Origin of the sequence: Alteromonas macleodii ATCC 27126 (assembly GCF_000172635.2) — a bacterium.
Taxonomy (GTDB): domain Bacteria; phylum Pseudomonadota; class Gammaproteobacteria; order Enterobacterales; family Alteromonadaceae; genus Alteromonas; species Alteromonas macleodii.
Map to the genome: position 1 here is coordinate 4,311,299 of NC_018632.1, position 26,065 is coordinate 4,337,363.

Consider the following 26,065-nt stretch of genomic DNA (forward strand, 5'->3'; position numbering starts at 1 on the left):
TTTATGAGTGGTTGTGGGTGCGAAATTGAGATAAAAGACCAAGAACAAAAGGCAGTTCTCTACTGGCTATTGGGCATCAATGCTGTGATGTTTATCATTGAAATGAGTGTAGGGTTACTCGCTGACTCAACAGCACTTATTGCAGACTCCCTTGATATGTTGGCTGACGCAGTCGTTTACGGTGTTGGTATATATGCAGTAGGGAAAACAATTGTTCACAAAGCCAATGCTGCAAAGGTAAGTGGATATTTTCAATTGGCATTAGGCCTATTAATTTTGTTTGACATAGCTCGTCGCGCAACCTTTGGAAGTGGGCCTGAATCTATGCTTATGATGGGCATGGGCGGTGTTGCACTTATCGCTAACGTTATATGTTTGGCGATAATCAGAAAACAAAAAAATGGCGAGGTGCATATGCGAGCAAGTTGGATATTCTCGGCAAACGACGTCATTGCAAACATAGGAGTGATATTGGCGGGTGTGATGGTTTATCTATTCGATACTCGTTGGCCTGATTTGGTCATAGGTTTTATTGTGTCTATCGTTGTGTTACGAGGCGCAGTCTTAATTCTAAAAGACGCCAGACAGGAATTCCGTGAAAACAGCTCGACGAATGGAGAGATCGTATGAATTTCACTCAAGCAGCAAAACCTTACATACTTCAAAAACTGAGCGCCGCGCATCAATCCCTTTCGAACAATGACAATAAAGCAGGATTTAAGGCCTTAGAGGATGCTCATGTCATCGGTCAGCACTCAACATACCACCACACACGAGTGCATTATGAAATGCTTAAATTTGGAATAGAACGCCGCGACCTTAAAGAGATATTTGGACAAATTTTTAGAATGCTAGGTGCGCTGACTAAAACTCCAATTGGCTTATTGCCTGAGGGCAATACTGGTGGGGCAAACGTGAGTCCATTCAAGTCAATGTCTATTTCACCCGAAAACAAAGCCATATTGGAAAAAATTAGAAATGCACAGTCATAACCATTCACACTCGCAAGAGAATTCAACCGACGCGTCTAAACGTATTGGATGGGCGTTTTTCTTAAATGTGGTGTTCACTGTTATTGAATTCATTGGTGGATGGCTTACCAACAGCACCGCTATTATGGCTGACGCAGTGCACGATTTGGGTGATAGTCTTTCCATTGGTACAGCGTGGGGATTAAACAAGCTTAGCGATAAAGATTCTAATCAAACATTCTCATACGGCTACAAAAGATTTTCCTTACTCGGTGCATTGATTAACGGTATTGTGCTGACGGTAGGCTCCATTTGGATATTGCTTGAAGCGATACCTCGTTTGGCTGAGCCTGAAATGCCCCAAGTTGAAGGGATGGTTTTATTGTCTATCTTTGGGATGGCAGTAAACGGCTTTGCGGCTTATAAACTGAGTGAGGGAGACTCATTAAATGAGCGAGTCCTCAACTGGCATTTGCTGGAAGATGTGCTTGGTTGGGTAGCAGTATTTATCGTGTCCATCGTCTTAATGTTTAAGCCTTGGCCTATTTTAGATCCAATCTTATCCATTGGCTTTACTTTGTTCATCCTTTTCAATGTGTTCCGCAATCTCAAAGAAACCCTAATGCTGTTTTTGCAAGCAACGCCCGATGAAGAACAGCTTTCAAAGATTCGAAGCGATTTACTGGCAAACGATAAGGTAAGTGATCTTCATCATTTTCATATTTGGTCTCTAGACGGTGAGCGTAACGTAATGACGGTCCATCTTGTTCTTGATGAAGATGTCAGTCTTGAGCACCTCCAATCACTCAAAGAAAACATACACAGTTCGTTAGAAAAGTATAAATTTGAACATACGACAGTTGAGCTGGAGTTTGCTAATGAACAATGTCGTGACGAAGTGAATTAGGCTTGGTAACCTTTCATACATGAAAAATCTAAAACGCATAAGTTACATCGTGATCTCGCTGATACTCTTTCAGTCGTTTTCTGCTGTGGCGAATTCGTTAGATTTTCATGCAATAGACATTCAGCACTTGCAACACGAGCATAAGCATTCTGAGCACGAGCAAGTGCAGTCTGAGCTGTCTGCCAATGAAACCAGTGATAAAGTAAGTACAGAGCACCACAATCCTGCTGATTGTCACCATTGCGGCCACTGCCATGGCACACATGCACAATGGGTCAGTCAGAGTCATATCAACAGTCTGAAAACAGTGGTTTCAGTCCACAATTTCAACTATTTAGATGCGGTAATTGACGCACCTATTAACCGCTTACTTCGCCCCCCCAAAATTACTTCCTAGTACGTTTTTTCGATAGCACCGCGCTGATAACACTCGCGATGCTAAATATTGATAAATTATTAGGATATTCCAATGAAAATGTTTCCTATTTTCGGGCATGCATCTGCCATTGTGTGCAGTTGCATACTGGGCTTATTACTCAGTCCACCGACCGCTCATGCGGCGAAAACCAACAGATTTGTAGACAAAAGTGTCCAAGCGCCCATACGAGAAACGCTGACTCTTGAGGACGCTATTAGACTAACACTTGCCAATAATCCAAGTCTGTATGAGTTTAAATTTAAACAACGTGTTATAGACGGAGAGTCAAAAACGGCGGCGCTTAAACCCGCATTGAATGCAGGGGTTGAATTAGAGAACTTTTTGGGAACTGGCGAGGTATCAGGTCTCAAAGAGCTTGAAGTTACCTTGACATTATCATCAGTGTTACAGCTCAATGATAAGCCAGCAGCAAGGTTGAATGTACTCTCTGAACGAAGAATACAGCAAGATGTTGAAAAGCGAATACTCACCTTAGATATCCTCGGTGAGCTTAATCGTCGTTACATCAAAGTACTCGTATTGCAGGCGAACTTAGACGTCATAAAAGATGCAGAGGCACTTGCACTTTATACATTGAATGCCGTAACGAAACGCGTTGAAGCAGGCGCGTCCCCCTTGTTAGAACAAAAACGTGCCCAAGCTGCGCTGGCCCAAGCAAAGCTCGATGTTAATCTAGCTCAACAGGACCTAACGTTTGCCTTGCGCAGTTTATCCATCATGTGGGGGGAGCAGGTACCGAGCTTTAAGCGTGTGGAAGGCGATCTTTTTGCTTTTAATAAGATTGAGTCGTTTGATGCGCTGGCAGTCGCAATCCAAAATAGCCCTCACATTGACCTATACGCTAAACAAAGCCGTGTGCAAGCGGCGCAGCTTCGTTTAGTGCAAGCGAATAACCGCGCTGATATTGAGTGGTCAGCGGGGCTTCGCAGAATGCAAGGTATTGATGAAACAGCACTGGTTGCCGGAGTAAGCGTTCCATTGTTTCAAAAAGAACGAAACCTTGGTGAATATGAAGCAAACAGGGCACGTCTTGACGCAATAGAGCAGCAAAGACAAAGCAACGTTCGAAGCCTATTACATTCAGTTAATCAAGCGTTAGGCGAACATACACGAGCATTGCTAGAGATTGACACACTTCAGCGCAAGGTGATTCCTCCGTTAAAGGGCGCGTTAGATTTAGTCGAGAACGCCTATTTGGAGGGCCGTTTCAGCTACTTGGAATGGGTAACTACTCGACAAGAATTTCTGACAACCCGGCTGACATTAATAGAGGCAGCGTCTCAAGTTCACTTAAGCAAAACAGAAATTGAAACACTCACAGGTCTCGCGCTGACGAATGAGCACAATGATGACTCATTTCACCCAAGTCACAAAAGCAATTGGCAGCAGTCATCTAACATTTCGATAAGAAGTCATGATTATGAATAAATTCACAATACAAAAAGTACTTATTTCTATCTTCACCCTTAGCCTTTATAGCCTAACCGCAATCGCAGGAGGTAAACACAGTGATGTAAGTTCCAGCGATCAAGACAATCACGCAGGTGAAGTCGTAAGAATGAGCAATGAAACAGCAATTCAGAATGGTATTTCTGCAACTCCCGTGCTCGCACGCGATATTGCGTTAACGAGTACGCTTTATGGGCGAATTAGTGCAGACCCCGCCTCATTAAGTCATATAAGAGCACGGTTTGACGGTGTTATTAAAGATGTAAAAGTCAACATTGGCGATTCCGTTAAGAAAGGTGATATTTTAGCGGTTGTTGAGTCCAATGAGAGTTTAAAAAGTTATTCCATCACGTCACCTTTTGATGGCAATGTGATTGCGCGACATGCGAATAATGGTGAGTTATCAAACGGGCAAGTACTTTTTTCGTTAGCTAACTATAAAAACGTATGGGCACAGCTGACCGTTTTTTCACAAATGCTTAGCAGCATCAAGGTTGGACAGTCAGTTGAACTAAGCCACGCAGGTTTCAACCAAACCTCCAAGATTGCATATATTACGCCTTCAGCTGATGGCAATCCACACTCTCTTGCCAATGTAGCTGTCGATAATAGTACTGGATATTGGCCACTCGGTACGCTGGTCAAAGCACAAGTTACGACGTCAACTAAGTCAGTAAGTCATTCGGTTCCTCTATCTTCTGTGCAAGAGTATGAAGCCAAACAAGTTGTTTTTGTGGTTGAGGGTGATGAGTATGCGCCCAGAGCGGTAGAGCTTGGTGTCTCAGATGGTCACTATATCGAGGTTATCAGTGGCCTTGAAGCAGGCGAACGCGTCGTGGCTTCCAATAGCTACATAATTAAAGCAGATTTGGAAAAATCGGAGGCAGGCCATGATCATTAATGCCTCACTACAACTGATATTTCCCTGTCAAATGGCGTGTAGTTCTAAGGGAGGTTTAAGATGCTAGTTTCCATTATTCGTACCGCAATCGAAAAGCGCGGTATTTTTCTGATGCTTTCCTTTTTGGTGATTGGATTAGGCCTATTCAGTTATCAAAAGCTGCCTATTGATGCCGTACCCGATATCACCAACGTTCAGGTACAAATCAACACACAAGCAGAAGGTTATTCACCGCTTGAAACTGAACAACGTATCACCTTTTTGGTAGAAAACGCTTTGGCAGGATTACCAAACTTGGACTACACACGTTCACTATCGCGCTATGGCTTATCACAAGTGACGGCCGTTTTTGAAGAAGGCACGGATCTCTATTTTGCCAGAAACCTCATAAACGAACGGCTAGGCATTATCAAAAGCCAATTGCCCGATGGTATTGAGCCTAAGATGGGGCCGATTGCCACAGGTTTGGGTGAAATTTACATGTACACGCTTAGCGCGAAGCCCGGCACAGTAACTGTCGATGGCAGAAAATTTGATGCAATGGCGCTTCGAGAGTTACACGATTGGGTGGTGAAACCTCAACTGGCCTTGGTGAAAGGGGTAACAGAGGTTAATGCTATTGGGGGGTTTACCAAACAGTATCATGTGAAGCCTAATCCTCAACTTATGCTTAATTACGGCGTTAGTACTGACGATTTATTGCGGGCATTAAATCGAAATAACGCTAATCAGGGCGCTGGGTACATTGAACGCAACGGCCAGCAAATACTAGTACGTTCACAAGCGAGACTTTCGAGCGTTGAGGACATCGGTAACGTGGTGGTAACGCTTACAAACCGATCTCCCGTCACGGTAAGTGACATTGCAGAGGTCGCCATCGGTAAGGAGCTTAGAACGGGCGCTGCAACACGAGAAGGTCAAGAGACGGTGTTGGGCACAGCTATGATGCTAATAGGCGAAAATAGCCGAGCTGTTGCGCTAGACGTGGCTGATAAAGTGGATGAAATCCAAGCAAGCCTGCCAGAGGGCGTAATTATCCAAAGTGTATACGATCGCACTACGCTCGTGGATAAAGCCATCAATACAGTACAAAAAAACCTTGTTGAAGGCGCACTACTCGTTATTGTTGTCTTATTTTTATTGCTGGGCAATATACGGGCAGCAATTATCACCGCCGCTGTCATCCCACTTGCCATGCTTGCCACAATAATAGGCATGGTACAAACGGGCGTTAGCGCGAACCTAATGAGCTTAGGTGCGTTAGACTTTGGACTGATTGTTGACGGAGCGGTTATTATCGTCGAGAACTGTATTAGGCGATTAAGTGAATCGCAGCGGCGAACGGGTGCAATACTGCCTCTTAAAGAACGGCTGGAAGTCGTATTTGAGGCAACGAATGAGGTGATACGCCCAAGTCTATTTGGCGTGATGATAATCACGATTGTGTACATTCCTATCTTTAGCTTAACAGGTGTCGAAGGGAAGATGTTTCACCCAATGGCGGCTACCGTAATATTGGCATTGCTAGCGGCAATGGTATTTTCAATCACCATTGTGCCCGCAGCTGTTGCTATGTTTATGTCAGGCAAAGTCAGTGAAAAAGCGAGTCCAATAATCACTGGGGCTAAATCAGTTTACCGCCCTGTACTGGAGTGGGCATTAAAATTACGATGGTTGGTAGTAAGTGCAGCAACATTACTCGTAGTTATCAGTGTTTGGTTTGGGATGCGCCTAGGTTCTGAATTTGTGCCGCAACTAGATGAGGGTGACATAGCCCTTCATGCAATGAGAGTGCCCGGCACAGGAATTGAACAAGCTGTCGATATGCAAAAACGGCTTGAACAGGTCATTATGCAATACCCACAGGTAAACACCGTATTTGCTAAAACGGGTACTGCTGAGGTGGCTACTGATGCTATGCCACCCAACGTCACTGACACTTTTGTAATGCTAAAACCAATTGATGAATGGCCAAACCCTGCATTATCGAAAACGGAATTTGTCGAGCAATTGGAGAGGGATCTTCAAAATGTACCCGGCAATAACTATGAGTTTACGCAACCTATACAGATGCGCTTTAACGAATTAATTAGTGGCGTTAGGGCAGATTTAGGGATCAAGATATATGGTGATGATCTGGATAAGCTGCGGGATTCAGCTGGTGATGTTTTATCCGTATTACAAGATATTCCGGGCGCTGCTGATGCACGAGTAGAACAAGTAGATGAGATCCCCATCTTCACGGTGAACCCGAAGCCTTATGCGCTGGCGCGTTACAACTTAGACGTAACTGACTTGCAAACGTGGTTAAGTGCATCAGTTGGCGGCAAAGAAGCTGGTTTGGTATTTGAAGGCGACAGACGCTTTGAGATTGTTGTTCGTTATCCTGAAGAGATTCGCAATGATTTAGAAGCGCTGGGAAATATACCCATCATGACCAATGATGGTGAGTATGTGCCAATCGCCGAGGTGGCTGAGCTTGAATATACCAATATACCCAGTCAAATAAGTCGAGAAAACGCAAAACGCCGTATCGTCGTCACAGCAAATGTGAGAGATCGTGATTTAGGCTCTTTTGTCAATGATGCTAAAGAGCAAATCGCAGCCAATGTGGCACTGCCGAGTGGTTATTGGATAAGTTATGGTGGAACGTTTGAGCAATTGGAAAGTGCAAGTCAACGACTGAGCTTGGTTGTGCCCGCAACGCTTTTCCTGATCCTTGCATTACTTGTGATTGCATTTGGCTCAGTCAAAGACGCCTTGATAATTTTCACAGGCGTCCCTTTGGCATTAACTGGCGGCATCTTTGCTCTTTGGGTCAGAGATATGCCTCTTTCAATATCGGCAGGGATTGGTTTTATCGCGCTCTCTGGTATTGCTGTATTGAATGGTCTGGTAATGCTGTCTTTTATCAGGCAGAGGATGGAAGAGACTGGCGAGTTGGTAAACTCGATTATTGATGGTGCAATGACTCGCTTGCGGCCAGTGCTGATGACAGCGTTAGTGGCGAGTCTTGGTTTCGTGCCCATGGCGCTTAACGTAGGTACTGGCGCAGAGGTGCAGCGACCTCTGGCAACGGTGGTCATTGGTGGGATCATATCCTCTACCTTGTTAACTCTGGTTGTACTACCTGTACTCTATAGACTCGTTCACTATAAGGTGAATTAGCAGCACTGGGGCATTTGGGTTTATAAATCAATGCCCCGGATTTACTTACCCCCATGACGATCATTCGACTTCTTTTGACAAAATGGGGAGGTGGCTCGTAAATCGCTTTGTAATAAAAATTTGGAGTTGTAGGGTTGGTTATCAATTGTAATATTCAACATTCGGCTTTTGGAGGCGCATCCTGTGGACTATTGTGGTCTGAATAACTGCTTTATGCCACTGAAGAGTCAGTCAGAATAAAGCATATTAACTTCCGCTTATGGTAAATATCGGAATCAAGAGCAGAGAGCCCTGAACGTCTGCTGTTTGTCTATTGCCGACTGTCAGGGCAAGTCGAGACCTTTAAATCAAAGTGTCAGATTAGATATGAGCCACTACACCTAACAATTAACTGCAAGGGACAAAGTTACGCTCCAGCCATATATGGTTTAGCATATATTGCTTCCACTCACTCCGCCCATGAGTAAGGTAATGAATGTCTTTTGCTTGTCTGAAGCGGATTTACGCAAAAATTATGTCTAATGTTCGCTTTACGCCTCATAACTGCGTGTCAGATGAGGCCTAAAACTATTCATAAAAACTGTAGGGGCAAATATGAGCTGCTACACTTTACCCACTCGTTTTAGTTAATTTTGAATGATTACTTTTTCTTGGGAATAACTCTAAATCCCCCGAAAGTTTTCGTATAAGATGAAATAAGATTATGTTCCTGCAAAAGGTCTAGCATTCTTTTCATCACTGGGGTTTGATTCACTACCGGCCTTTTGTTATCGACAATAGCGCTGTAGATATTTTCGTTAATATACGGTAATAGCGCTATTACCTCTTCCGATTCTAAATCTCCAAGCTGCTGGAGAAACAGTTCGATTCTCACTTCTACTTCTTTTGAGCTAATTGATTGAATTAGCAATTTTAAAATCTCATAGCCAATTTTTATCTCTTTGTTACTATCTTTAGTAAACTTTAAGACCCACTCTGCTATTTCTTCATTGTCTTCTTTTTCAGATAGTAGATAGCCATAGTTTTCTAACAAGAATTTTTTGAATTCTGCCGAAAAATCTCCACCCATTACTTCGTAGAAGTCATCCTCGATAAAATTAATTCCTTCAGAGCTAAAATCCGCTGTTTCATAATGTTTATTAAGTAACATATAAGCTAAGTGAGCATCATGTGAGTAAAGCAACCGATAATTTGAAACACTCATGTCAACACGATCAGCTTTTATATACTTGGATAATGACTCAACAGGAGCTAGGTTAATAAGGAACTCATCAAATTCAAGTTTAAAAAGATCAATAACTTTTTCCGCGAAGCTTGCAGCTTCATTGTTAAAAAGAATGCTTACTAAACGTTGGATGTTACTGAGGTCAAGATCTTTACAAAGACTATTGCTATCGATTGCTTTCTCAAAATAGCCTGCCAGATAACTTTCACCAACTTCAATTTTCGTGCCAAGAAGGTCAATTTGATTCTTACAGTTAAATGCTAGTTTTTGCTCTGCTATGAGGCTTTGGACGATATCTTCGAAGTAATCAGTTTCTAAACTGCCTGAATACCCGATGTTTTCTAGATCTGATATGTCTACAGCAATTGTTTTAATCAATAACTTTTTCATCTCCAAGTCAATTTCGTCGCTGTTTAGTAACTTTGACAAAACCTTCTCTGTATTGACTATGAGTTGCCTATTAATGACACAGCTAGCAAGAAACTCGTCTTCATTTTCCAGTATACGTTTGACCGTATCATTCTCTATATTGAACAGATCATCGAGTATCAAAGCGCCGTCGTTATCCTGCTCTATGCCGAAACAAACTGTCAACAATGCACTAAAGTTAGGGTAGTTGAGCTGAAACAATTTATCTTTGAGAATACGCTTCATCTCATTTTTAAGGTGCTTGCTGTTATCTAGGTTTTCAAAGTGAACATCTAATTCCTTGAGCTTCCTTAAGTAGACGTGTGGCTGCTCATATTGCGAAACGTAAGTTATGAAAGACTGATTCGCTGATATGTATTTAGATAACAGTGATTTTTCTTCGGTGAATCGAAGGTCCGATTTGCATGAGTACATGACTAGATCATTAATAAATACAGAGATATGTGCATCGATGGTGTTCGAGCTAAAGGCTTTTGTGATAAAACTTTCTACTTCTGTAAATATTATCCACGCAATGCGTTGCGGGTCTTGAAACTTGTCGCGATAATTTATGAAGAGCGAAAGCAACTCTGACTCATCTTCATAAGCTGAGTTAAAGTGAAGTCTAACTATATTCTCTCCATTAGTTTTCAATAACAGGTAATTGATTATTTCTGTGTTAAAAAATGCTTTCTGAGAGTAGTCGTGATTGTCGAAATACTTTATGAACTCTGAGATATTCGTAGGTAGATAATCCGCCAGTACCTTTTCATCGCGCTTTACAACCCTTAAGTAGGCCATATCCTCTGAGGTAAGTATCCCATCCCTGTGATGGTATATGTACAAATCATAGTGCTGGTCGATATATCCCTTCTCTATCATATGAATTAATAAGTTGTACTTCTCTTTTTTGATGTCTTCGTCAAGCTCAAAAGCCTCGAAAATAAAATCTCTACCGTGAACTTCACAAAGCTCAAAGATACTATCTTGATAGATCTTTGAATCCTCTCTTTTACGTTCGGTAATTTTAGTTTCAAGAGTCTGTCGTTTGCCAGACGTCTTATCTCTTATAAACCCTAGCCTTTTTTCGAAATCAGGGAATATGGCCAAAATATAATCTTTAAATGACATGTTCTGATTAAAATTGTTCGTATGAGAAGGTGGGAAGCTATATTTCTTGTCACTTTCATAATGTGACATAAACGTCTCATATCTAAATAAATCAGATATATCTAAATTTTGTATAATCTGTCTAACACGCCTCTGTTGTATGTTGTAATATTGATCAAAGACCTTTTTAAAACACAAGGAAATAAGCTCTTCTTCGCTTTCTATCTTTTCGTTTTCAATTTCCTTAATTTGATCTTCTAACCGCTTAACTTCTTCTGCTATTTTCTTTCTAGCACTATCTTTGAATTCTTGTATGGACTTGAAAAAATCCGCAAGCTTTCCAGAACCTTCATTGAGAAGCGCAAAATCATCGCTATAGTTGTTTTTATATACGACGAACGCGAAGATTTTTTCTAAGTCTCTTTTATCAGATGAACGAGCTAATACATCTTTATAAATACCATACTCTGCAACGATATTATTAATCATCCGCATATCGTCTAAGAACACTGATACATCACGGATAAGCTCTTCACTAAGCTCATTATCAAACCCACACCTTTTTAGCAGCTTTTCTAATTGTGGATAAGAGTTTGAGCTACTCGCATATGGGACTATCGGGATTATTGAGTCAAAGAATTTTGTTCTGGTTTTTCCTTTGAAAACATCATCTTTGAGGGCATAGATGAATCTGACATACTGCTTAACGTCAAGACTATCATTTATCAACTTGTTTAATTCTTTAAGGCTTACAAATATCTCTGTTGAGCCAAAGCGGTCTAAATCCTCGAAAACTACAATGTCTGTTTCCTGCACGGCAAAATAATAGATGATTTCCTCTAGGTACTTATTGAAAACCGAATCATTAGACTTCTCTGAAAATGCAAACTCCCCTTTAAGGGGATTTAGTTTTGTTAATGAGTAAGAACGTGAAAACTTAATTACATCTTTGAGAACCAAGATTGGTAATGATATTGTGGAAACGATACAGATGAACTCAAAAGACAGATATCGCTTCCAAGAAAAAGCGTCATATCTAAAAAGTGCCTGAATAACATCATTTAAATTTATCTGTCCTACTAAAAGAACATACAGAGAGGCGACTACAGTTAGTAGCCAACATGAAAGAAGAGTGGTTTGTACACTTCCAAGGGGTTGAGGAAAAATCCTTCTAAATCTGGAGTATGTAGCCTTATTAGAACTCGTTCTATAAAGCAATTGCTGCAATATGCTCTTCTCTATTTTATTTTCACGGCTTGTAGTATTAATCTCACTCCCATTTGATTCCGTTTCTTGGTCGCCATCTTCACTCGCTATAGTATTTTTATTCTCGTCTTTAAAAGCAGCAAGAGAGATTACCTCAATAAGAAGTGATGGGCGTTGCTTCATGTAAGTCCGTAAAAATGAACTTTTCCCTCCCGAAAATGGCGCAGTAACTGCAATTTCTTTTACTTTTTCAGCTCGCGAAAAAATAAGGTCGTCCAATCTCTCGATATAGTCTTGGACTAGTTCTGCATTTTCATTAGGGGCAAGATCGGGGAAGTCTCGATTGGGAGTAAACGTAAGCTGCTTGAAAGCTTTGAATATCTGCCACTTTGTATTTAGTTTACACCTAACAAATATGTAGCGCTTTTTTAACCAAATACGGGCACGCTTGGCCTTTTCCTTGAACATGTATCAACTCCATGATTATTAGCCGTACTTCAAATTCTTTACTTTGACGGTGTGTCCATAAAACTCATTAACTTATCGCTGCTTATTGCCACATAATAAGTCTAATCCAGTCTGGGAATTTTCCCCCAAAGCCTCACAATACTGCACATACTCATGCACAGACAAATTTCTTTGTCCTTTCTCTACCTTACTTACGAACTGAAACGGTTCGTCTAGCAACTCGCCAAGCTGCCTTACTGTTAAGCCACGGTCAAGACGCGCCTTTTTAAGCCAAGCAATCAGCTTTTGATAATCCTGATGATTAGTTGATTTGATCATTTGTCCCGAAAAAAGTGACAAAACTATTTGTCCCTATTATGATGACAAAAACAAATGTCCCGAAATTAGGGACTAGAGTACAAATGGTCACATTACCGTTTTTCCCGTCCCCATATCCGAATGAGCTTTTTTATAGCGTGTTAGCTCGCTATAAAGTCCGATGTGGATACATTTCTGACAGGCACCTTCTCCATGAAGTATTCAATAGATATACAACGCTCGCATCACCTGAAATGCCCAACTGTATTTCACTAGCCGTTGATAATATAAGACCTACTATCGCCTCAACAGCCAAAGAAATAATACGCGACCACACCTTATACCCTCTCTATACCTCATTCAGCCCGTCGAATATCAAGCAAAAAGTTGAGGCGGAGATGTTAGGCCATAACAGCAATACGTACATGGTGACTTTAGGTATAGCAAGATGCTTTTTGCCGCAGAATACTTGGTTTCGATATTGCCCTCTCTGTGTTGAAGAACAGCTTGTGAAGTATGGTGAGCCCTATTGGGACAGGCGTTGGTTTAATTTATTTACTCAGTATTGCCCAATACATGGCGTGGCATTTGTTCCCACACCCCGTGCTACTCATAATTCTTCTAGGCATGAGTTGCGCCCCTTGCTAGAAGATTTAGTCAATAAAAGTAAAATTCAAACCGCACTAGTTCAGGCTACATGGCAAGATAATTTGGTGTCTAAAGTAGCTAAACATTTACTTTCTCATCAAAACACATTTAGTTATTCCCAGCTAACCAACTTCTACCGTAGTCGGGCCGCTTATGCCGACTTCAGTAGAGGGCAAAAAATTAAGCAAGAAGAAGTGGCCTACTATGTCAAAAGCTTTTGGTCGTGGCACTGGTTAACAAAACAAGGCTTCTTTGACGATTATTTTAATAACATGATTTGCACGTTATTTAGAAAACACCGAAAGCAACATCAATACATTATGCACGCGATTGCAGGGCTTCCGTTCTTCAATGGTGATATACAGAAATGGTGGTCAACGCTCGTAAAGACGCCAAGTCCCTCGCATCAATCTAATCAGAAACACCATTCTACTGACACGCGAAAAACCTCAACATCTCTTGAAACAAGTAAGCAAGCTTGGTTGAAACTAGTTAAATCCTTAGGTCCCAAAGAAGCCCGGTATGCAACCAAGAGCGGTAGAAAGTTGTATATCAAAATATATCGCGCTGATAAGAAGTGGCTATTGGACGTAAATAAGCAGTACAGGGTTAAACGAGCAACACCCAAAAATCGCGTTTCATGGCGTAAGCGCGATTTTGAAACTGTTAAGGCGATGTTCCATCACCTTTATCAATCGCATGACATGACTACGCCACGGCGCTCTAAGCGATGGTTTTTGTCACAGCTACACAACTCCGCAACTATCGAAAATAATTTATATCGCTTACCAAAAACAACTGCATTCTTAACTCGCTATACCGAGTCATATCAAGATTACCAAAGTCGTCGTTTAGTAATCACTGCCATAGAATTCGCTAAGATTAAAAAACGAGCAAAAAAATGGCAGCTTTACCGCAATGCTAGAATCAATACGCAAAGATCAATATCATCTCAGGTCAGAAGAACTTGCGATTGGTGCGTTGATTGGCTGGAACAAAATATAAAATAAAGGGTGTGGAAGATAACGACACACTCATTTACATTGGCTCACTTTTTCGCCACGCCTTCAGTGCAGACTGGCATGTTCAGGTTCGCTTTAAAAAGTCGAACAAAAGATCTGTACTTGCCTCATTGTTACCAGACCTCGTTATAGGTCGCACCTATAACAGAACCGATGATAGTGGCACTGAATCTCCATCTAAAAAAATTAAGTGGAGCAGAATTGTTGCACATGCATCAGGAAAGGAACTTGGTTTAAGTCCGCCAAAGAACTTAAATCGAAATGAACGCTATTTTATTCTGTCCCGTGGTGAAGTGTATTTAGCTATTCCCCAGCTTGAGTTAGCTAGAGTTTTGTTTTTACAAAACAGTAAGATGTTTCACTACGCCATTGACCCTGTAGCTCTCGGGATAGACTTTCAATACTTTACACCCGACCAACAGAATCTGCTTGTAGAAGTAAACGACAGTGCACAGCTTTCAAGAAGTCGGTTCAACCAGTTGTTTAACCAAAGCAAGCTCGCTTACACACTATGTGACGATAGTGGAAAAAAAGCATTTCTATCAATTAAAGCAAGCTTAATTAACAATCGATCTGATAAGAAGGATAGTAGTGGTAATACTTCTACTTGGTGGACGTTTACCTTTGATGCCCCTGACTTAAAAGGGAGTATTCTTGAAATAACGGCTTATCGCTCACCCAAGCTTTGGAATCAAAAAAAGGTATTTGTGGTTAAGGAGATAACAGGGTTAACCCAAATACCCAATTCACTACCAAATAATATTAAATTTTTTAGTCGAGGTTGGTTCAACGCATCTTCTCAAGGCGGCAAAGAAACACCTTCCGAAAAACAACAAGCGCCTAATTTGTATGAAGTAGATGATCAAGCTACCGCAAGCAGCTTCTTACCAGAACGAACTATTGCTTCTGGAGGAACATGCGGCTTTTCGCTGGAGCCCAAAAGAAATACGGAATCCGTTACTGCTAACAAAAAAATTCATCTAGTCGTCGACGGAAAAGAGCACCAAATCAGTGGTGCTGAACTTGCAAGCACAGAGCTACCCTCATTTTTAGGGCAAAGTACACCAGTCGTTACGTCGGATAATACTAAGGAAGAGGTAAATGAGACTATTTTTAGTGCCTTCAAAGCGATGGTGGATAACCTTAAACTTTCAGAACATTTACACTTTGTCAGTTATGAAGTAAGGCAGTTGCCAAAAGTAGGAAGATCAAAGTGTCAAAAAAAGAAAAATGGTAACGGCTGTCGTTGCGCGGCAATAGCACATTTTAAACTAGTGAATTCTCTAGATTCATTGTCGTTAATTGAAATAGATTTGAGTGACGTAAAGAAAACAAGGCGATTGTCTACACTTATCTTTAAGCATGGTTGTTTAGATGAGGCTCGCAGCCGGGCAGATTCTATTTTGACTGCGCTAGTGGCGGCCTCTTTAACATGGCCGACAAAGTACTTCAAAAAGAATGATATTCATGTACAGCGCGTTAAACATCCGCAAGCATATAACCCACTAGAAAATGACAATACTTCTATTGAACTTTGGACAAAGACCGTAAAAGACACGATAGAGTTATTTTAGGTAGTACGTGAAGTTAGATAAAATGACTAAGAAAACGCAAAGTTTTACGTTAATCAATGTACTAAATAGTGCCAAAGTCAGTCAGTGTGTTAAATTGCACCTAGCGGTTTGATACAGGCTAAAAGTAATGTGAACACTTTTACCTAGTTACTAACAAGGAAGTAAACGTTGAGTGACATTAAATTATTTAAGTTAGGCCCAAACAGTGTCTCTGAATTAATGAGTCAGGCTGCAAGATACGAAAAGGACTTACAAGAACTGTTAGAACAACAGATGGAAACCTTTTTAGGTGTTTCTTTTCTGGCAACTGAGTTCACCACTTCCAATGGTGGGCGCATCGACTCATTAGGGCTTGATGAAAACCGATGCCCGGTAATCATCGAATATAAGCGCCACACCAATGAAAATGTTATCAACCAAGGCTTATTCTATTACGATTGGCTGCTTGATCATAAAGCCGAATTTCAACTACTGGTGATGAAAGAATTAGGCCCTGAAATAGCTGAAGATATTGAATGGGACGGTGCACGACTAATTTGTATTGCCAGTGATTTCACCAAGTATGACGAACACGCCATAAAGCAGATTGATAAAAATATTGAGTTAATGCGCTATAAGTATTTTGGCGAAGATTTGCTTATGCTTGAACTTGTAAATACACAGTCTACAAAAGCAAATCACCCGACAAAAATATCCAAACCATCTACCACAAAAAGTACTAAGCAGGATAAAAGCCACCAGCAGGCACTGAGTAATTCAAGTGCAAACCTTCTCAAGCTTTACAGTGAAATATGCGAATTCTGTGAGTCACTCGGTGACGATTCTCAGCGAAAAGAGCTAAAACTGTACACTGCGTTTAAACGCATAAAGAACTTTGCAAGTTTTCATGTGCTTCCCCAGAAGAAAGATGAGCGCATTGTGATGTATCTAAAAGTTGATCCCAGCGAAATTTCGCTTGAGGAAGGCTTTAGTCACGACGTGACTAACAAAGGGCATTGGGGCACAGGCAACTTAGAAGTTGTAATACGAAACCAACAAGACATCGAAAAAGCAAAGCCGTTAATTAAACAGAGCTTTGATATTAATTAATTTGGAATAAAACAAAAAATGGTTGAGCAGCATAAAAAGGCACTAGAAAAACAACTATGGAACATTGCGAATTCCATGCGCGGAAACATGAGTGCCGACGAGTTCCGTGACTACATCCTAGGCTTTATTTTCTATAAATACCTGTCTGAGCGTATGGATATTTACGCCGATGAACTGCTTAAAGCTGACGATATTAAATTTGATGCTATCGACGAGACTACTGACGAAGGCCAAGAATACCTAAGCGCCATTCAAGAAGAAGCCATCGACCATTTAGGTTACTTTTTAAAACCCAGTGAGCTGTTTCATGTGCTAGCGCAAAAAGGCGAAGCGGGTGAGTTCATTCTGCAACCGCTTACCGAAGTGCTGAATCACATTGAACAAAGCACTATGGGCACAGCCGCTGAAGACGATTTCAACGGCCTGTTTGATGACATCGACCTTACTTCGAACAAACTGGGTAAAACTGAAAAAGCCAAAAACGAGTTAGTCTCAAAAATCCTAGCTCACTTAGACGCCATCGACTTTTTACATCACGAAACCGATATCGATGTACTCGGCGATGCCTACGAATATCTTATTGGTATGTTTGCCTCAGGTGCAGGCAAAAAAGCGGGCGAGTTCTATACGCCACCAATGGTATCGAAGCTACTAGCAAAGCTGGTAACCATGGGTAAAACCAAGCTTAAAAGCGTTTACGACCCAACCTGTGGCTCAGGCTCTTTGTTGTTGCGTGTAGCTAAAGAGGTTAAAGAAGTCGGTAAGTACTGTGGGCAAGAGTCTAACCCCAGTACATATAACCTTGCACGAATGAATATGATTCTGCACGGTGTACATTACCGCCAATTTGATATTCAGCAAGATGATACGCTAGAAACACCGCACCACATTGAAGAACGTTTTGAGGCGGTAGTTGCAAACCCACCCTTTTCAGCCAATTGGAGTGCAAGCCAAGGCTTTTTATCCGATGAACGTTTTCAAGATTACGGCAAGCTTGCCCCAAAATCTAAAGCCGACTTTGCTTTCGTGCAGCACATGGTTCATCAATTAGACGAAAACGGAACAATGGCGGTAGTACTTCCACATGGGGTGCTATTTCGAGGAGCTGCCGAGGGGCACATACGCAAGCATCTTATCAAGAACAAGAATTACTTGGATGTAGTCATCGGACTGCCAGCTAACATATTTTACGGCACCTCAATCCCTACTTGTATTTTGGTATTGAAAAAACACCGTCAACATAAAGACAACATCTTGTTTATAGATGCTAGCCAGAACTTCGGCAAAGCAACAAATCAGAATTACATTCGTGAAGAAGACTTAGCTAGAATTCTCGAAGCAGTAGATGAGCGTGAGCAGTTAGCGCCAGAGAAAGCAAACAAGTTTGCTTATGTCGCTAGTATCAGTGAGATTGCCGAAAACAACGACTTCAACTTAAACATCCCAAGGTATGTAGACACATTTGAGGATGAAGAAGAAATTTGCTTGCGTACAGTGGTTGAAGGCTTGAACGAAGTTAATATAAAAATCAACAATGTAGACGAACTTATATCAAATACATGTATGGAACTGGGTATTCAATCTCCTTTCGGAGTAATCAATGAGCTATAAAAAGTCCGTCCCATCATTGAGATTCAAACAATTTAAAAATTTGTGGGAACGGAAAGTTTTCGGCAGTGGCGTCGAACCGTATATAGAGAGAGTCGATTCCTCAACAGACTTACCAGTTTATTCGTCATCAAGAGCGGGGCTTTTGGCTCAGGAAAGTTATTTCTCTAATCGTCGTGTTACCAACGAGGGGGAGTACGGAATTGTACCATACGGTTACTTCGTCTATCGCCACATGAGTGATGATCTCACATTTATGTTTAATATAAATGATGTCTCGCCCAAAATTGCCGTAAGCAAGGAGTATCCCGTTTTTTGCGTAAGAGACTGGGATGCCAGATTCATACGCTACAAATTAAATTATTCCAATGATTTTAAAAAATTTGCAGCAACTCAAAAGCTGGGAGGGACTAGAACTCGACTTTACTTCAAAAATCTCTGCCTTTGGGAAACCTTGATCCCGAATATAAGAGAGCAACAGAAAATAGCAGACTTTCTGTCGGCAGTAGATGAAAAAATCACTCTTCTCAAAGAAAAGTATGCGCTGCTCCAGCAATACAAAAAAGGGGTAGTGCAGAAGCTGTTCAGCCAAGAGAACCGCTTTAAAGACGACGACGGCCAAGCGTTTCCTGATTGGATCGAGCTACCTTTCGCAGAATGTTTTGAAAGAGTTACTCGTAAAAACAAAATAGATAATCGAAATGTACTGACAATCTCCGCTCAACACGGTCTTATTAATCAAGAGAAGTATTTTAATAAATCGGTTGCGGCAGCCAACTTAACTGGTTATTACCTTTTAGACAAAGGCGAGTTTGCCTACAACAAAAGCTATTCGAAGGGCTATCCAATGGGGGCGATTAAGCGTCTCAATAATTATGACCTAGGAGTAGTTTCCACTCTGTATATTTGCTTTAAATCTAAGCACGAACAAATTGATGAATTTTGGGAGCAGTTTTTTGAAGGGGGGATGCTCAATCGGCAAATCAGTAAAATAGCTCAGGAAGGTGCTCGCAATCATGGGCTCTTAAATATAAGTGTGACCGAATTTTTTGAGGATATAAAGGTAATGGTTCCCTCAATAGAAGAACAAAGAAAAATTGCTAATTTCTTACAAGCATTAGACAAAAAATTAGACGCCGTTCAGCAACAAATCGACCTTACCCAAACCTTCAAAAAAGGCCTGTTACAACAGATGTTTGTGTAGCCATTAGCAAGAAAGGAATCTATGTGAGCTATCAGTCAGAACAACAATTAGAAGATAACTTTATTGCTCAGTTGCAGCAGCAAGACTATGAGCGCATTCAACTAAACGATGCGCAGGCTTTAAAGGATAACCTGCGCAAGCAATTATCTGCGCTAAACAAGCTAGAGATAAGCGAAACCGAGTTTAGGCAGGTACGCAACGCCTTAATAAAGGGCAATGTGTTTGATAAGGCAAAGCTTCTGCGAGACCGCATTAGCATAACCCGTGATGATGGTAGCACCGCATACATTCGTTTTTTGGCCGACAGCCATGAAGAGAATATCTTACAGGTAACTAATCAGGTTACTATTAAAGGCAGGTACAAAAACCGCTATGACGTAACGGTGTTGGTTAATGGCTTACCGCTGATTCAAATTGAGTTAAAGCGCCGGGGCCTTGAACTTAAAGAGGCCTTTAACCAAGTAAATCGCTACCAACGACATTCTTACTGGGCTGAAGATGGCATTTTTCAGTTTGTGCAGATATTTGTCATCTCTAATGGTGTGAACACTAAGTATTACGCCAACTTCCCAAGTAATCGCAAGCCCAGCTTCAAACAGACCTTTTATTGGGCGGATGTCGATAACCACCGTTATGCAAAACTAGATCAGTTCACATCGCAGTTTTTAACCCAAAAGCACATAACCGATATGATCACCAAGTATGTGGTGATTAACGAAACTGATCGTATGCTGATGGTAATGCGCCCATACCAAATTTACGCTACAGAGGCGATTATTGCTCGGGTAGGTGAACGAGCAGCATTACCTCAAGAACGCCAAATAACCGAAGATTTAAATGGCTATATTTGGCACACCACTGGCTCAGGAAAAACGTTAACCTCGTTTAAAACTGCGCAGTTACTCACTACAGACCCAAGTATTGACCGAGTTGTGTTCGTGGTAGACCGTAAAGATTTGGATTACCAAACAGCCAAGGAGTTTAATAACTTCAAAAAAGGCTGTGTGGATGGCACAGACAAAACCAATATCTTGGTAAAGCAATTTTTGGGTAAAGAAGTTTATTACATTGAAGAAGATGGCGTGCGTAAGTCCGCTAGCCAAAACGATGGTGGTAAGCTTAACGAGCTGCGCAATGAAAAACTGATAGTAACCACCATACAGAAGCTTAACCATGCGATTAGCCGCAAGCGTTATAAAGCGCAAATGGAGCGTGTGCGAGAGCAGAACATCGTCTTTATTTTTGATGAATGTCATCGTAGCCAATTTGGTGAAACCCATCACCGCATTTGTGACTTCTTTACTAACCACCAAATGTTTGGCTTTACGGGTACGCCTATTATGGCGAAAAACGCTATTTCTAAGTCTGGTCGAAAGTACACAACAACCGATTTATTTCATAAAGCGCTACACAAATACACCATTGTAGATGCTATTAAGGATGAAAACGTTTTACGATTTGGCGTGGAATATGTGGGCCGCTACAGGAAAAAAGACAGCGCCAACGAAGTAGACATCGAAGTTCAAAACATTGATACCAAGGAGTTAATGGAATCTGACGCACGTCTGGAAAAGATTGTAGATTACATTATCGAGCAACATGGTCGTAAAACACACTCCAAAAGCTTCACGAGTATGTTCTGTGTTTCTAGTGTGCCTGCCTTAACTAAATACTATGAGCTGTTTGCTAAGAAAAAAGCTGAGGGCCAACACGACTTACGTATAGCCACGATATTTTCTTATAGCGATAACGAGGAAGACCCCGATGCAGACGGTGTATTTGACTTTACCGAGCTAACGCAAAAAGAGAGTTCTGCCGTAGCCGAAATGCCTGCCCAATATACCCACAGTCGCGACAAGCTAGAAAGCTACATAGGTGATTACAATGCTATGTTTGGCTGTAACTACACTACCAAAGACAGCGAGTCATACTACAACTATTACAATGACATCTCTAAAAAGGTTCGTGAACGTAAAATTGACTTGTTGCTAGTGGTGAACATGTTCTTAACCGGGTTTGATAGTAAAACCCTGAACACTCTATTTGTTGATAAAAATCTAAAGTTCCACGGCTTAGTGCAAGCGTATTCGCGCACAAACCGAATTCTTAACGAGCAAAAATCGCAAGGTAACATTGTTTGTTTCCGTAATTTAAAGAAGCGTACCGATGAAGCTTTAGCGCTATTTTCAAATAAAGACGCGAAAGATACGGTCATCATGCCGCCCTACAGTGAGTTCGTTAAGCTATTTAAAGAGGCACTGCAAAAGCTTGAAGCCATTGCCCCAGATGTAGACAGCGTAGATGATTTAGTTGATGAAGATGCAGAGCTAGAGTTTATAAAAGCATTTCGTGAGTTAATGCGTTTGCGTAACGTATTATCGACCTTTGCAGACTTTGATTTTGATGACATTGGTATAGAAGAACAAACATTCGAAGACTACAAGAGTAAATACCTAGACCTGTACGACAAGGTGAAAACAAATACTGGCGGCGATAAGGAATCTATTCTAGAAGAGGTTGATTTTGAGCTAGAGCTGCTCGCTATGGACGTGATAAACGTTACATACATTCTAAACCTTCTTGCCAAGCTCAAAGAAGCCGAAAACGAAGAGCAGTACCAATATCAGTATAAAGCACTAATGCAGGCCGTTGGAGGCGACCCAGAGCTGCGTAGCAAACAAGAATTGATTGATAAATTTATAAAAGAAAACCTACCAGACGTGAAAAACGCCGAGGACGTCGGTGAAGCATTTAGCGCATATTGGGAAGTCGAGAAAGATAAAGCAATTAAACAACTAGCCACTGAAGAAGACCTAGATGAAGAAGCCGTAATTGATGTTGTCGAACGGATTGAATATACCAGTCAGGAACCGCTACGCGAAGACGTAGTTAAAACAATGAAAAAACCACCTAGCGTGCTACAGCGCCGCAAGGTAATACCGCGAATTGCCGATAAATTTAAACAGTTTGTAGATACGTTTTATAAGGGAATTTAGCCATACTAACTTTGGCCCAACGTTAAAAAGCTAGTAAAGGGAATTATTTATGTCGAACACACTGGCTCAGAGCGTCGCACAGCAAATTTACAAAAAGAATTATCAAAGCTGCCTCGCTCTGCCTAATAATGATGGGCCCAAAGCATTAAAGTTGTTGCTAGAGGAATTTATGGCGTTGACTCAACCCCGGAAGCACGCCATTTTAAAATGGAACCTTAATGCAATTACATGCAACTATCCCGCTAACTTACTACAAAGCATTTGGTGGAATTCTCCGCAGGGTGCTGAAGCGCTTCCGACTGATCTTGAAAGTTTGTCTGACACAAAACTTTGCGTTGGGAGTGCCGATGGCTTCACTCCCCTGTCTAAAGTTGAGATACGACGTCAGGTTGTCGATATCTTATGTTCCGAGCTAATGCCTATAATTGAAGATGACTACATTAAAAAAGCACAAATAGACCTAGGCTATGTGCATATTAAGCATGAAGAGCTTAAAGAGACATTTGACTCGTTGATCAACCTCACATCTACCTATAAGGGGTCTCGACGGTTTTTAGAGTTTTTAAACTTCACATCAAAAATAAAGAATTACTCTGCTTTTAATGTCGCTTTAATTCATGCCCAGAATCCAAATGTAGAATACGTGGCTACGAGCAATGACTGGGAGAGACGGCATAAGAGAAAAATTAAGGCTAATGCAAAGCCGATAGTTATCTTAGCCCCTTTCCATCCTATTTTAATGGTATTCGATGTCAACGACACCGACGGAGCTCCATTACCAAATCGATGCTTTTCAGCATTCTGGGCAGAAGGATACGAGCCTTACGAAGAATTAGAAACGCTAGTTGATTACTTGGGCAAGGAAGGCGTAAAGGTTACCTATAAAGAGCTCCCAAAAAACTTGGCTGGCTGTATTGCTAGAAATATAGGTAAGACGCCTGAGTACTCAATGAAGATAAATAAGAATCATACAATAGCGGTTAGATTCGCAACTGTTATTCATGAAATAGGACATTGGCTGTGCGGCCATCTTGGCGAAGCCAAAGGCGTGCCTAACCGCGATCATCTCGATCTAACACAAAAAGAGTTTGAAGCAGAGTCCATTTCTTATGTGGTTTGCAAAAGGTTTGGCATTCGAAGCAACTCAGAAGAATATTTAGCAGATTACGTAGATCGGCAGTCATTAATACCTTCTGAAGTATCAGTGGACTTGATTTTAAAAGCTGCGTCAAAAATCGAAACGCTCATCAAATCAGGCCCTAGCAAAAAAGAGCGCTCCTCGAACAAAATCAAGAAGGCAGCTCAGTTGGGGTTTGAACTAGTGCCCTTTTGAAAGGAATGAATAGTGACTGCTTTATCGAGAAATAATTCACCAACACAAAAACATGTTTCACTTTCAACTGAGAAAGCTAGTACGAAGACAACACTTTACATCTAGAGTAAAAAATTAATGAATTTAAAAAATATTAAGCTGACAATCGCAGCATTGACGATCTTTACTATGACAGGGTGCAATTCAACATCGAACTCGTCAAATATCGACTCTCTTAAAAACCAGCCCGAAATAAATGTTGGCACATCGCTAACCGAATTATCACCTTCTGACAGGAATGCTTTTATAGGTTTATTGTTGGCTCGCCTATCTGAAAAAAAGATGGAAGACAACGGTCCTGCATTTGAGTATTTTGATAACAACTATCAAGTCAATTCAGCAAACGGTCGAGTTGTTGTTAAAATTTCCGCTAACGATGATGGACAGTTAGAACGCTCATTTCAGTCAACCTGCAAGCCCTGTAGCGAAGCTACACTTACTCAGGCTAGTACTATTTACGAACAGTTGGGAGAGTGGTACTTAAAATACGGTGAAAAATATTTAAAGTTTGTAAGTGCTTATCGTAAGCAGGAAAGCCTTGTTACAAACTTAATAGAAACGACAGAAATTAAAGTAATAGACGAGAAAGCCCGCCTCTCGGAAGCTAGCCTTAAAAGGCTGGCTGACTCCATAAAAGTTTTAAAAGTAATGGAGGGTGAGAAACATAATGTTTTCCAACTCGATGAGCCCACTAATCTTGATATGGCAATGAAAATTGCCTTTCTTAACAGGGCCAACATTGGGAAACTCAGCGTTACGTATAAGAACGTGCCAGCAACATTTTATCCGTCAACACTTCCTAACGTGGTAAAAGCTTATGTGGACGAGGTAAAGGTAGACCTTTTTCCTCAAAATTTCAGTGCTAGTAACGAAGATCTAGAACTTTATATGGAAGGCAGTAGTCTAGTCGTTTTAAACATGACTCCAGAATTTATAGAGCTTAAAAACTTATCAATGTACTACGGCGGAAAAATTACAACGTTTGAACCAGAACGTTCATTGCTCCCACCACAATCAGAAAGCATAGAGTTGTTTTCAGAGCTTCCATACTATTCTAGGTACAATCATAAAAGGCTAGTGAAAATAGAAGACGAGCATGACTCCGTAACTTTTGGGTTTGCAATCAAATACAGCATAAACAACGATGAAAAGACACTCTTCCACACAGTGAATTTGCACCAAGAGAGGCTGTAGCTTAAAAGCATTAAGGACGCTATGCTTTGTCGTCGTGACTGGATAGCAGTTTGTACACTGCTTAAGAGTTTAGATTGACCAAGCTTGAATTACTCATAGCTAGCCTAAAGAAGAGCATTATGCATAGGAAGAACATGAAACAGTATTTTTCTGAAAAATTTAGTATTTTTGACAAAAACGATATTCTTCCAAGAAAGCAGATAATAGAAGCTATAAAAGTTTTCTCAGCGTGGGCTGTACCCGCCTTTATATTTGTGCTTTGGGCGGACACTTACTATCCAGATGTAGAGTTTTATAAAAAAGCTATAACTGAGGGCATCGGACCAAATCTATGGAATGCGATTGGTTCTTTTGGTCTTTTTTCGTTTGGTATAGCCCTTGCCTTTTCACCGTTAAAAACACCATCACTTTTAGCCACTCAGTTACTCTCGAATACCTATGCTATCGGCTGCCTAACTTTTGGACTTTTGGTTGGACAATGGTGTCTACTTCCCTTTTCAGAATTAGTATGGTGGCAACAGGGGCTATTTGGAGTCACTTCAGTATTTTTACTGTTGTTGGTTTTTGTGTACAACCTCTTTGTATGGTATCTGAGTTTTCTGATACACAGTTCTAGAAATCATAAGTCAAAATTTTTAGGTAAGTTCGAGCAGTTGCATTGGGTTTGGAGAGCGGGGATTGGCACTTTCTTATCTGCTATCTCTCTTGCAGCTTTCTTGAATGCTTAACAAAACATTTGCCATGTTTAACGCTGTGTTTCCAGCTAGGAGGTTTCGCGAATCGTTATCGAAAAAACTCTTTTGCGCATG

General features: G+C 41.1%; 18 protein-coding genes. 16 read left to right on the forward strand and 2 right to left on the reverse strand.

The genetic code is table 11. From position 1 onward, the window contains the following. Nucleotides 1-3 precede the first annotated feature (3 nt). The 7 genes from MASE_RS18410 (at nt 4) to MASE_RS18440 (ending at nt 7,835) form a co-directional block, all read left to right on the forward strand. Nucleotides 4-630, forward strand: coding sequence for a cation efflux transmembrane domain-containing protein (locus MASE_RS18410; protein ID WP_014951211.1), 627 nt, complete (start codon nt 4-6; stop codon nt 628-630). Further along, nucleotides 627-992 carry a DUF3703 domain-containing protein gene (locus MASE_RS18415; RefSeq protein ID WP_014951212.1) on the forward strand — a complete coding sequence of 122 codons (366 nt, stop codon included), beginning with the start codon at nt 627-629 and terminating at the stop codon, nt 990-992. Before MASE_RS18410 ends, MASE_RS18415 begins: the two co-directional genes overlap by 4 nt. After that, nucleotides 979-1,878 carry a cation diffusion facilitator family transporter gene (locus MASE_RS18420; RefSeq protein ID WP_014951213.1) on the forward strand — a complete coding sequence of 300 codons (900 nt, stop codon included), beginning with the start codon at nt 979-981 and terminating at the stop codon, nt 1,876-1,878. The genes MASE_RS18415 and MASE_RS18420 overlap by 14 nt, the downstream gene beginning before the upstream one ends. Nucleotides 1,879-1,897: 19 nt before the next feature. After that, a complete protein-coding gene (locus tag MASE_RS18425) occupies nt 1,898-2,275 on the forward strand; it encodes a hypothetical protein (RefSeq protein WP_014951214.1) in 378 nt (125 codons plus the stop codon). A 72-nt stretch (nt 2,276-2,347) separates the two neighbouring features. Next, nucleotides 2,348-3,745, forward strand: a complete 1,398-nt coding sequence (locus MASE_RS18430; RefSeq protein WP_014951215.1) for a TolC family protein — start codon at nt 2,348-2,350, stop codon at nt 3,743-3,745. Then, entirely contained in the window at nt 3,738-4,667 is a 930-nt protein-coding gene (locus tag MASE_RS18435) for an efflux RND transporter periplasmic adaptor subunit (protein WP_014951216.1), read from the forward strand. Before MASE_RS18430 ends, MASE_RS18435 begins: the two co-directional genes overlap by 8 nt. Before the next feature lie 60 nt (nt 4,668-4,727). Further along, a complete protein-coding gene (locus tag MASE_RS18440) occupies nt 4,728-7,835 on the forward strand; it encodes an efflux RND transporter permease subunit (protein WP_014951217.1) in 3,108 nt (1,035 codons plus the stop codon). A gap of 640 nt (nt 7,836-8,475) precedes the next feature. On the opposite strand, the gene MASE_RS18445 is transcribed toward MASE_RS18440, so the two are convergent. After that, complete coding sequence (locus tag MASE_RS18445; RefSeq protein WP_014951218.1) at nt 8,476-12,252, reverse strand: YobI family P-loop NTPase; 3,777 nt, start codon at nt 12,250-12,252, stop codon at nt 8,476-8,478. A gap of 72 nt (nt 12,253-12,324) precedes the next feature. After that, complete coding sequence (locus tag MASE_RS18450; RefSeq protein WP_014951219.1) at nt 12,325-12,591, reverse strand: helix-turn-helix domain-containing protein; 267 nt, start codon at nt 12,589-12,591, stop codon at nt 12,325-12,327. Here MASE_RS18450 and MASE_RS18455 point away from each other — a divergent pair. The 9 genes from MASE_RS18455 to MASE_RS18495 all read left to right on the forward strand — a co-directional run bounded on the left by MASE_RS18455 (nt 12,585) and on the right by MASE_RS18495 (nt 25,984). Then, a complete protein-coding gene (locus MASE_RS18455) occupies nt 12,585-14,207 on the forward strand; it encodes a TnsD family Tn7-like transposition protein (RefSeq protein ID WP_148275234.1) in 1,623 nt (540 codons plus the stop codon). The two genes, MASE_RS18450 and MASE_RS18455, sit on opposite strands and share 7 nt — an antisense overlap. Further along, on the forward strand, nt 14,183-15,793 hold the full coding sequence (locus tag MASE_RS18460) for a Tn7-like element transposition protein TnsE (protein WP_148275235.1): 1,611 nt from the start codon (nt 14,183-14,185) through the stop codon (nt 15,791-15,793). The genes MASE_RS18455 and MASE_RS18460 overlap by 25 nt, the downstream gene beginning before the upstream one ends. A 168-nt stretch (nt 15,794-15,961) precedes the next feature. Continuing rightward, nucleotides 15,962-16,882, forward strand: a complete 921-nt coding sequence (locus tag MASE_RS18465) for a DUF5655 domain-containing protein (protein WP_014951222.1) — start codon at nt 15,962-15,964, stop codon at nt 16,880-16,882. An 18-nt stretch (nt 16,883-16,900) separates the two neighbouring features. Continuing rightward, nucleotides 16,901-18,493 (forward strand): type I restriction-modification system subunit M, encoded by a 1,593-nt coding sequence (locus tag MASE_RS18470; RefSeq protein WP_014951223.1) that lies wholly within the window; start codon nt 16,901-16,903, stop codon nt 18,491-18,493. Beyond that, entirely contained in the window at nt 18,483-19,694 is a 1,212-nt protein-coding gene (locus MASE_RS18475) for a restriction endonuclease subunit S (RefSeq protein ID WP_014951224.1), read from the forward strand. Before MASE_RS18470 ends, MASE_RS18475 begins: the two co-directional genes overlap by 11 nt. 23 nt (nt 19,695-19,717) lie before the next feature. Next, nucleotides 19,718-22,690, forward strand: a complete 2,973-nt coding sequence (locus tag MASE_RS18480; RefSeq protein ID WP_014951225.1) for a type I restriction endonuclease subunit R — start codon at nt 19,718-19,720, stop codon at nt 22,688-22,690. A 49-nt stretch (nt 22,691-22,739) separates the two neighbouring features. Next, nucleotides 22,740-24,023, forward strand: coding sequence for a hypothetical protein (locus MASE_RS18485; RefSeq protein ID WP_014951226.1), 1,284 nt, complete (start codon nt 22,740-22,742; stop codon nt 24,021-24,023). 117 nt (nt 24,024-24,140) lie between these two features. Further along, the gene (locus tag MASE_RS18490; RefSeq protein WP_014951227.1) at nt 24,141-25,256 is read left to right on the forward strand and encodes a hypothetical protein; all 1,116 of its coding nucleotides are present in this window, start codon (nt 24,141-24,143) and stop codon (nt 25,254-25,256) included. Between the two features lie 134 nt (nt 25,257-25,390). After that, entirely contained in the window at nt 25,391-25,984 is a 594-nt protein-coding gene (locus MASE_RS18495) for a hypothetical protein (RefSeq protein WP_148275236.1), read from the forward strand. The last annotated feature ends 81 nt before the right edge of the window (nt 25,985-26,065 follow it).

Excerpts from the sequence above, each read along its gene's own strand:
- MASE_RS18445 (WP_014951218.1), bottom strand. The coding sequence starts at position 12,252 with ATGTTCAAGGAAAAGGCCAAGCGTGCCCGTATTTGGTTAAAAAAGCGC.
- MASE_RS18470 (WP_014951223.1), top strand. The coding sequence starts at position 16,901 with ATGGTTGAGCAGCATAAAAAGGCACTAGAAAAACAACTATGGAACATT.
- MASE_RS18435 (WP_014951216.1), top strand. The coding sequence starts at position 3,738 with ATGAATAAATTCACAATACAAAAAGTACTTATTTCTATCTTCACCCTT.
- MASE_RS18475 (WP_014951224.1), top strand. The coding sequence starts at position 18,483 with ATGAGCTATAAAAAGTCCGTCCCATCATTGAGATTCAAACAATTTAAA.
- MASE_RS18485 (WP_014951226.1), top strand. The coding sequence starts at position 22,740 with ATGTCGAACACACTGGCTCAGAGCGTCGCACAGCAAATTTACAAAAAG.
- MASE_RS18495 (WP_148275236.1), top strand. The coding sequence starts at position 25,391 with ATGAAACAGTATTTTTCTGAAAAATTTAGTATTTTTGACAAAAACGAT.
- MASE_RS18410 (WP_014951211.1), top strand. The coding sequence starts at position 4 with ATGAGTGGTTGTGGGTGCGAAATTGAGATAAAAGACCAAGAACAAAAG.
- MASE_RS18425 (WP_014951214.1), top strand. The coding sequence starts at position 1,898 with ATGAAAAATCTAAAACGCATAAGTTACATCGTGATCTCGCTGATACTC.
- MASE_RS18430 (WP_014951215.1), top strand. The coding sequence starts at position 2,348 with ATGAAAATGTTTCCTATTTTCGGGCATGCATCTGCCATTGTGTGCAGT.
- MASE_RS18440 (WP_014951217.1), top strand. The coding sequence starts at position 4,728 with ATGCTAGTTTCCATTATTCGTACCGCAATCGAAAAGCGCGGTATTTTT.
- MASE_RS18420 (WP_014951213.1), top strand. The coding sequence starts at position 979 with ATGCACAGTCATAACCATTCACACTCGCAAGAGAATTCAACCGACGCG.
- MASE_RS18490 (WP_014951227.1), top strand. The coding sequence starts at position 24,141 with ATGAATTTAAAAAATATTAAGCTGACAATCGCAGCATTGACGATCTTT.
- MASE_RS18415 (WP_014951212.1), top strand. The coding sequence starts at position 627 with ATGAATTTCACTCAAGCAGCAAAACCTTACATACTTCAAAAACTGAGC.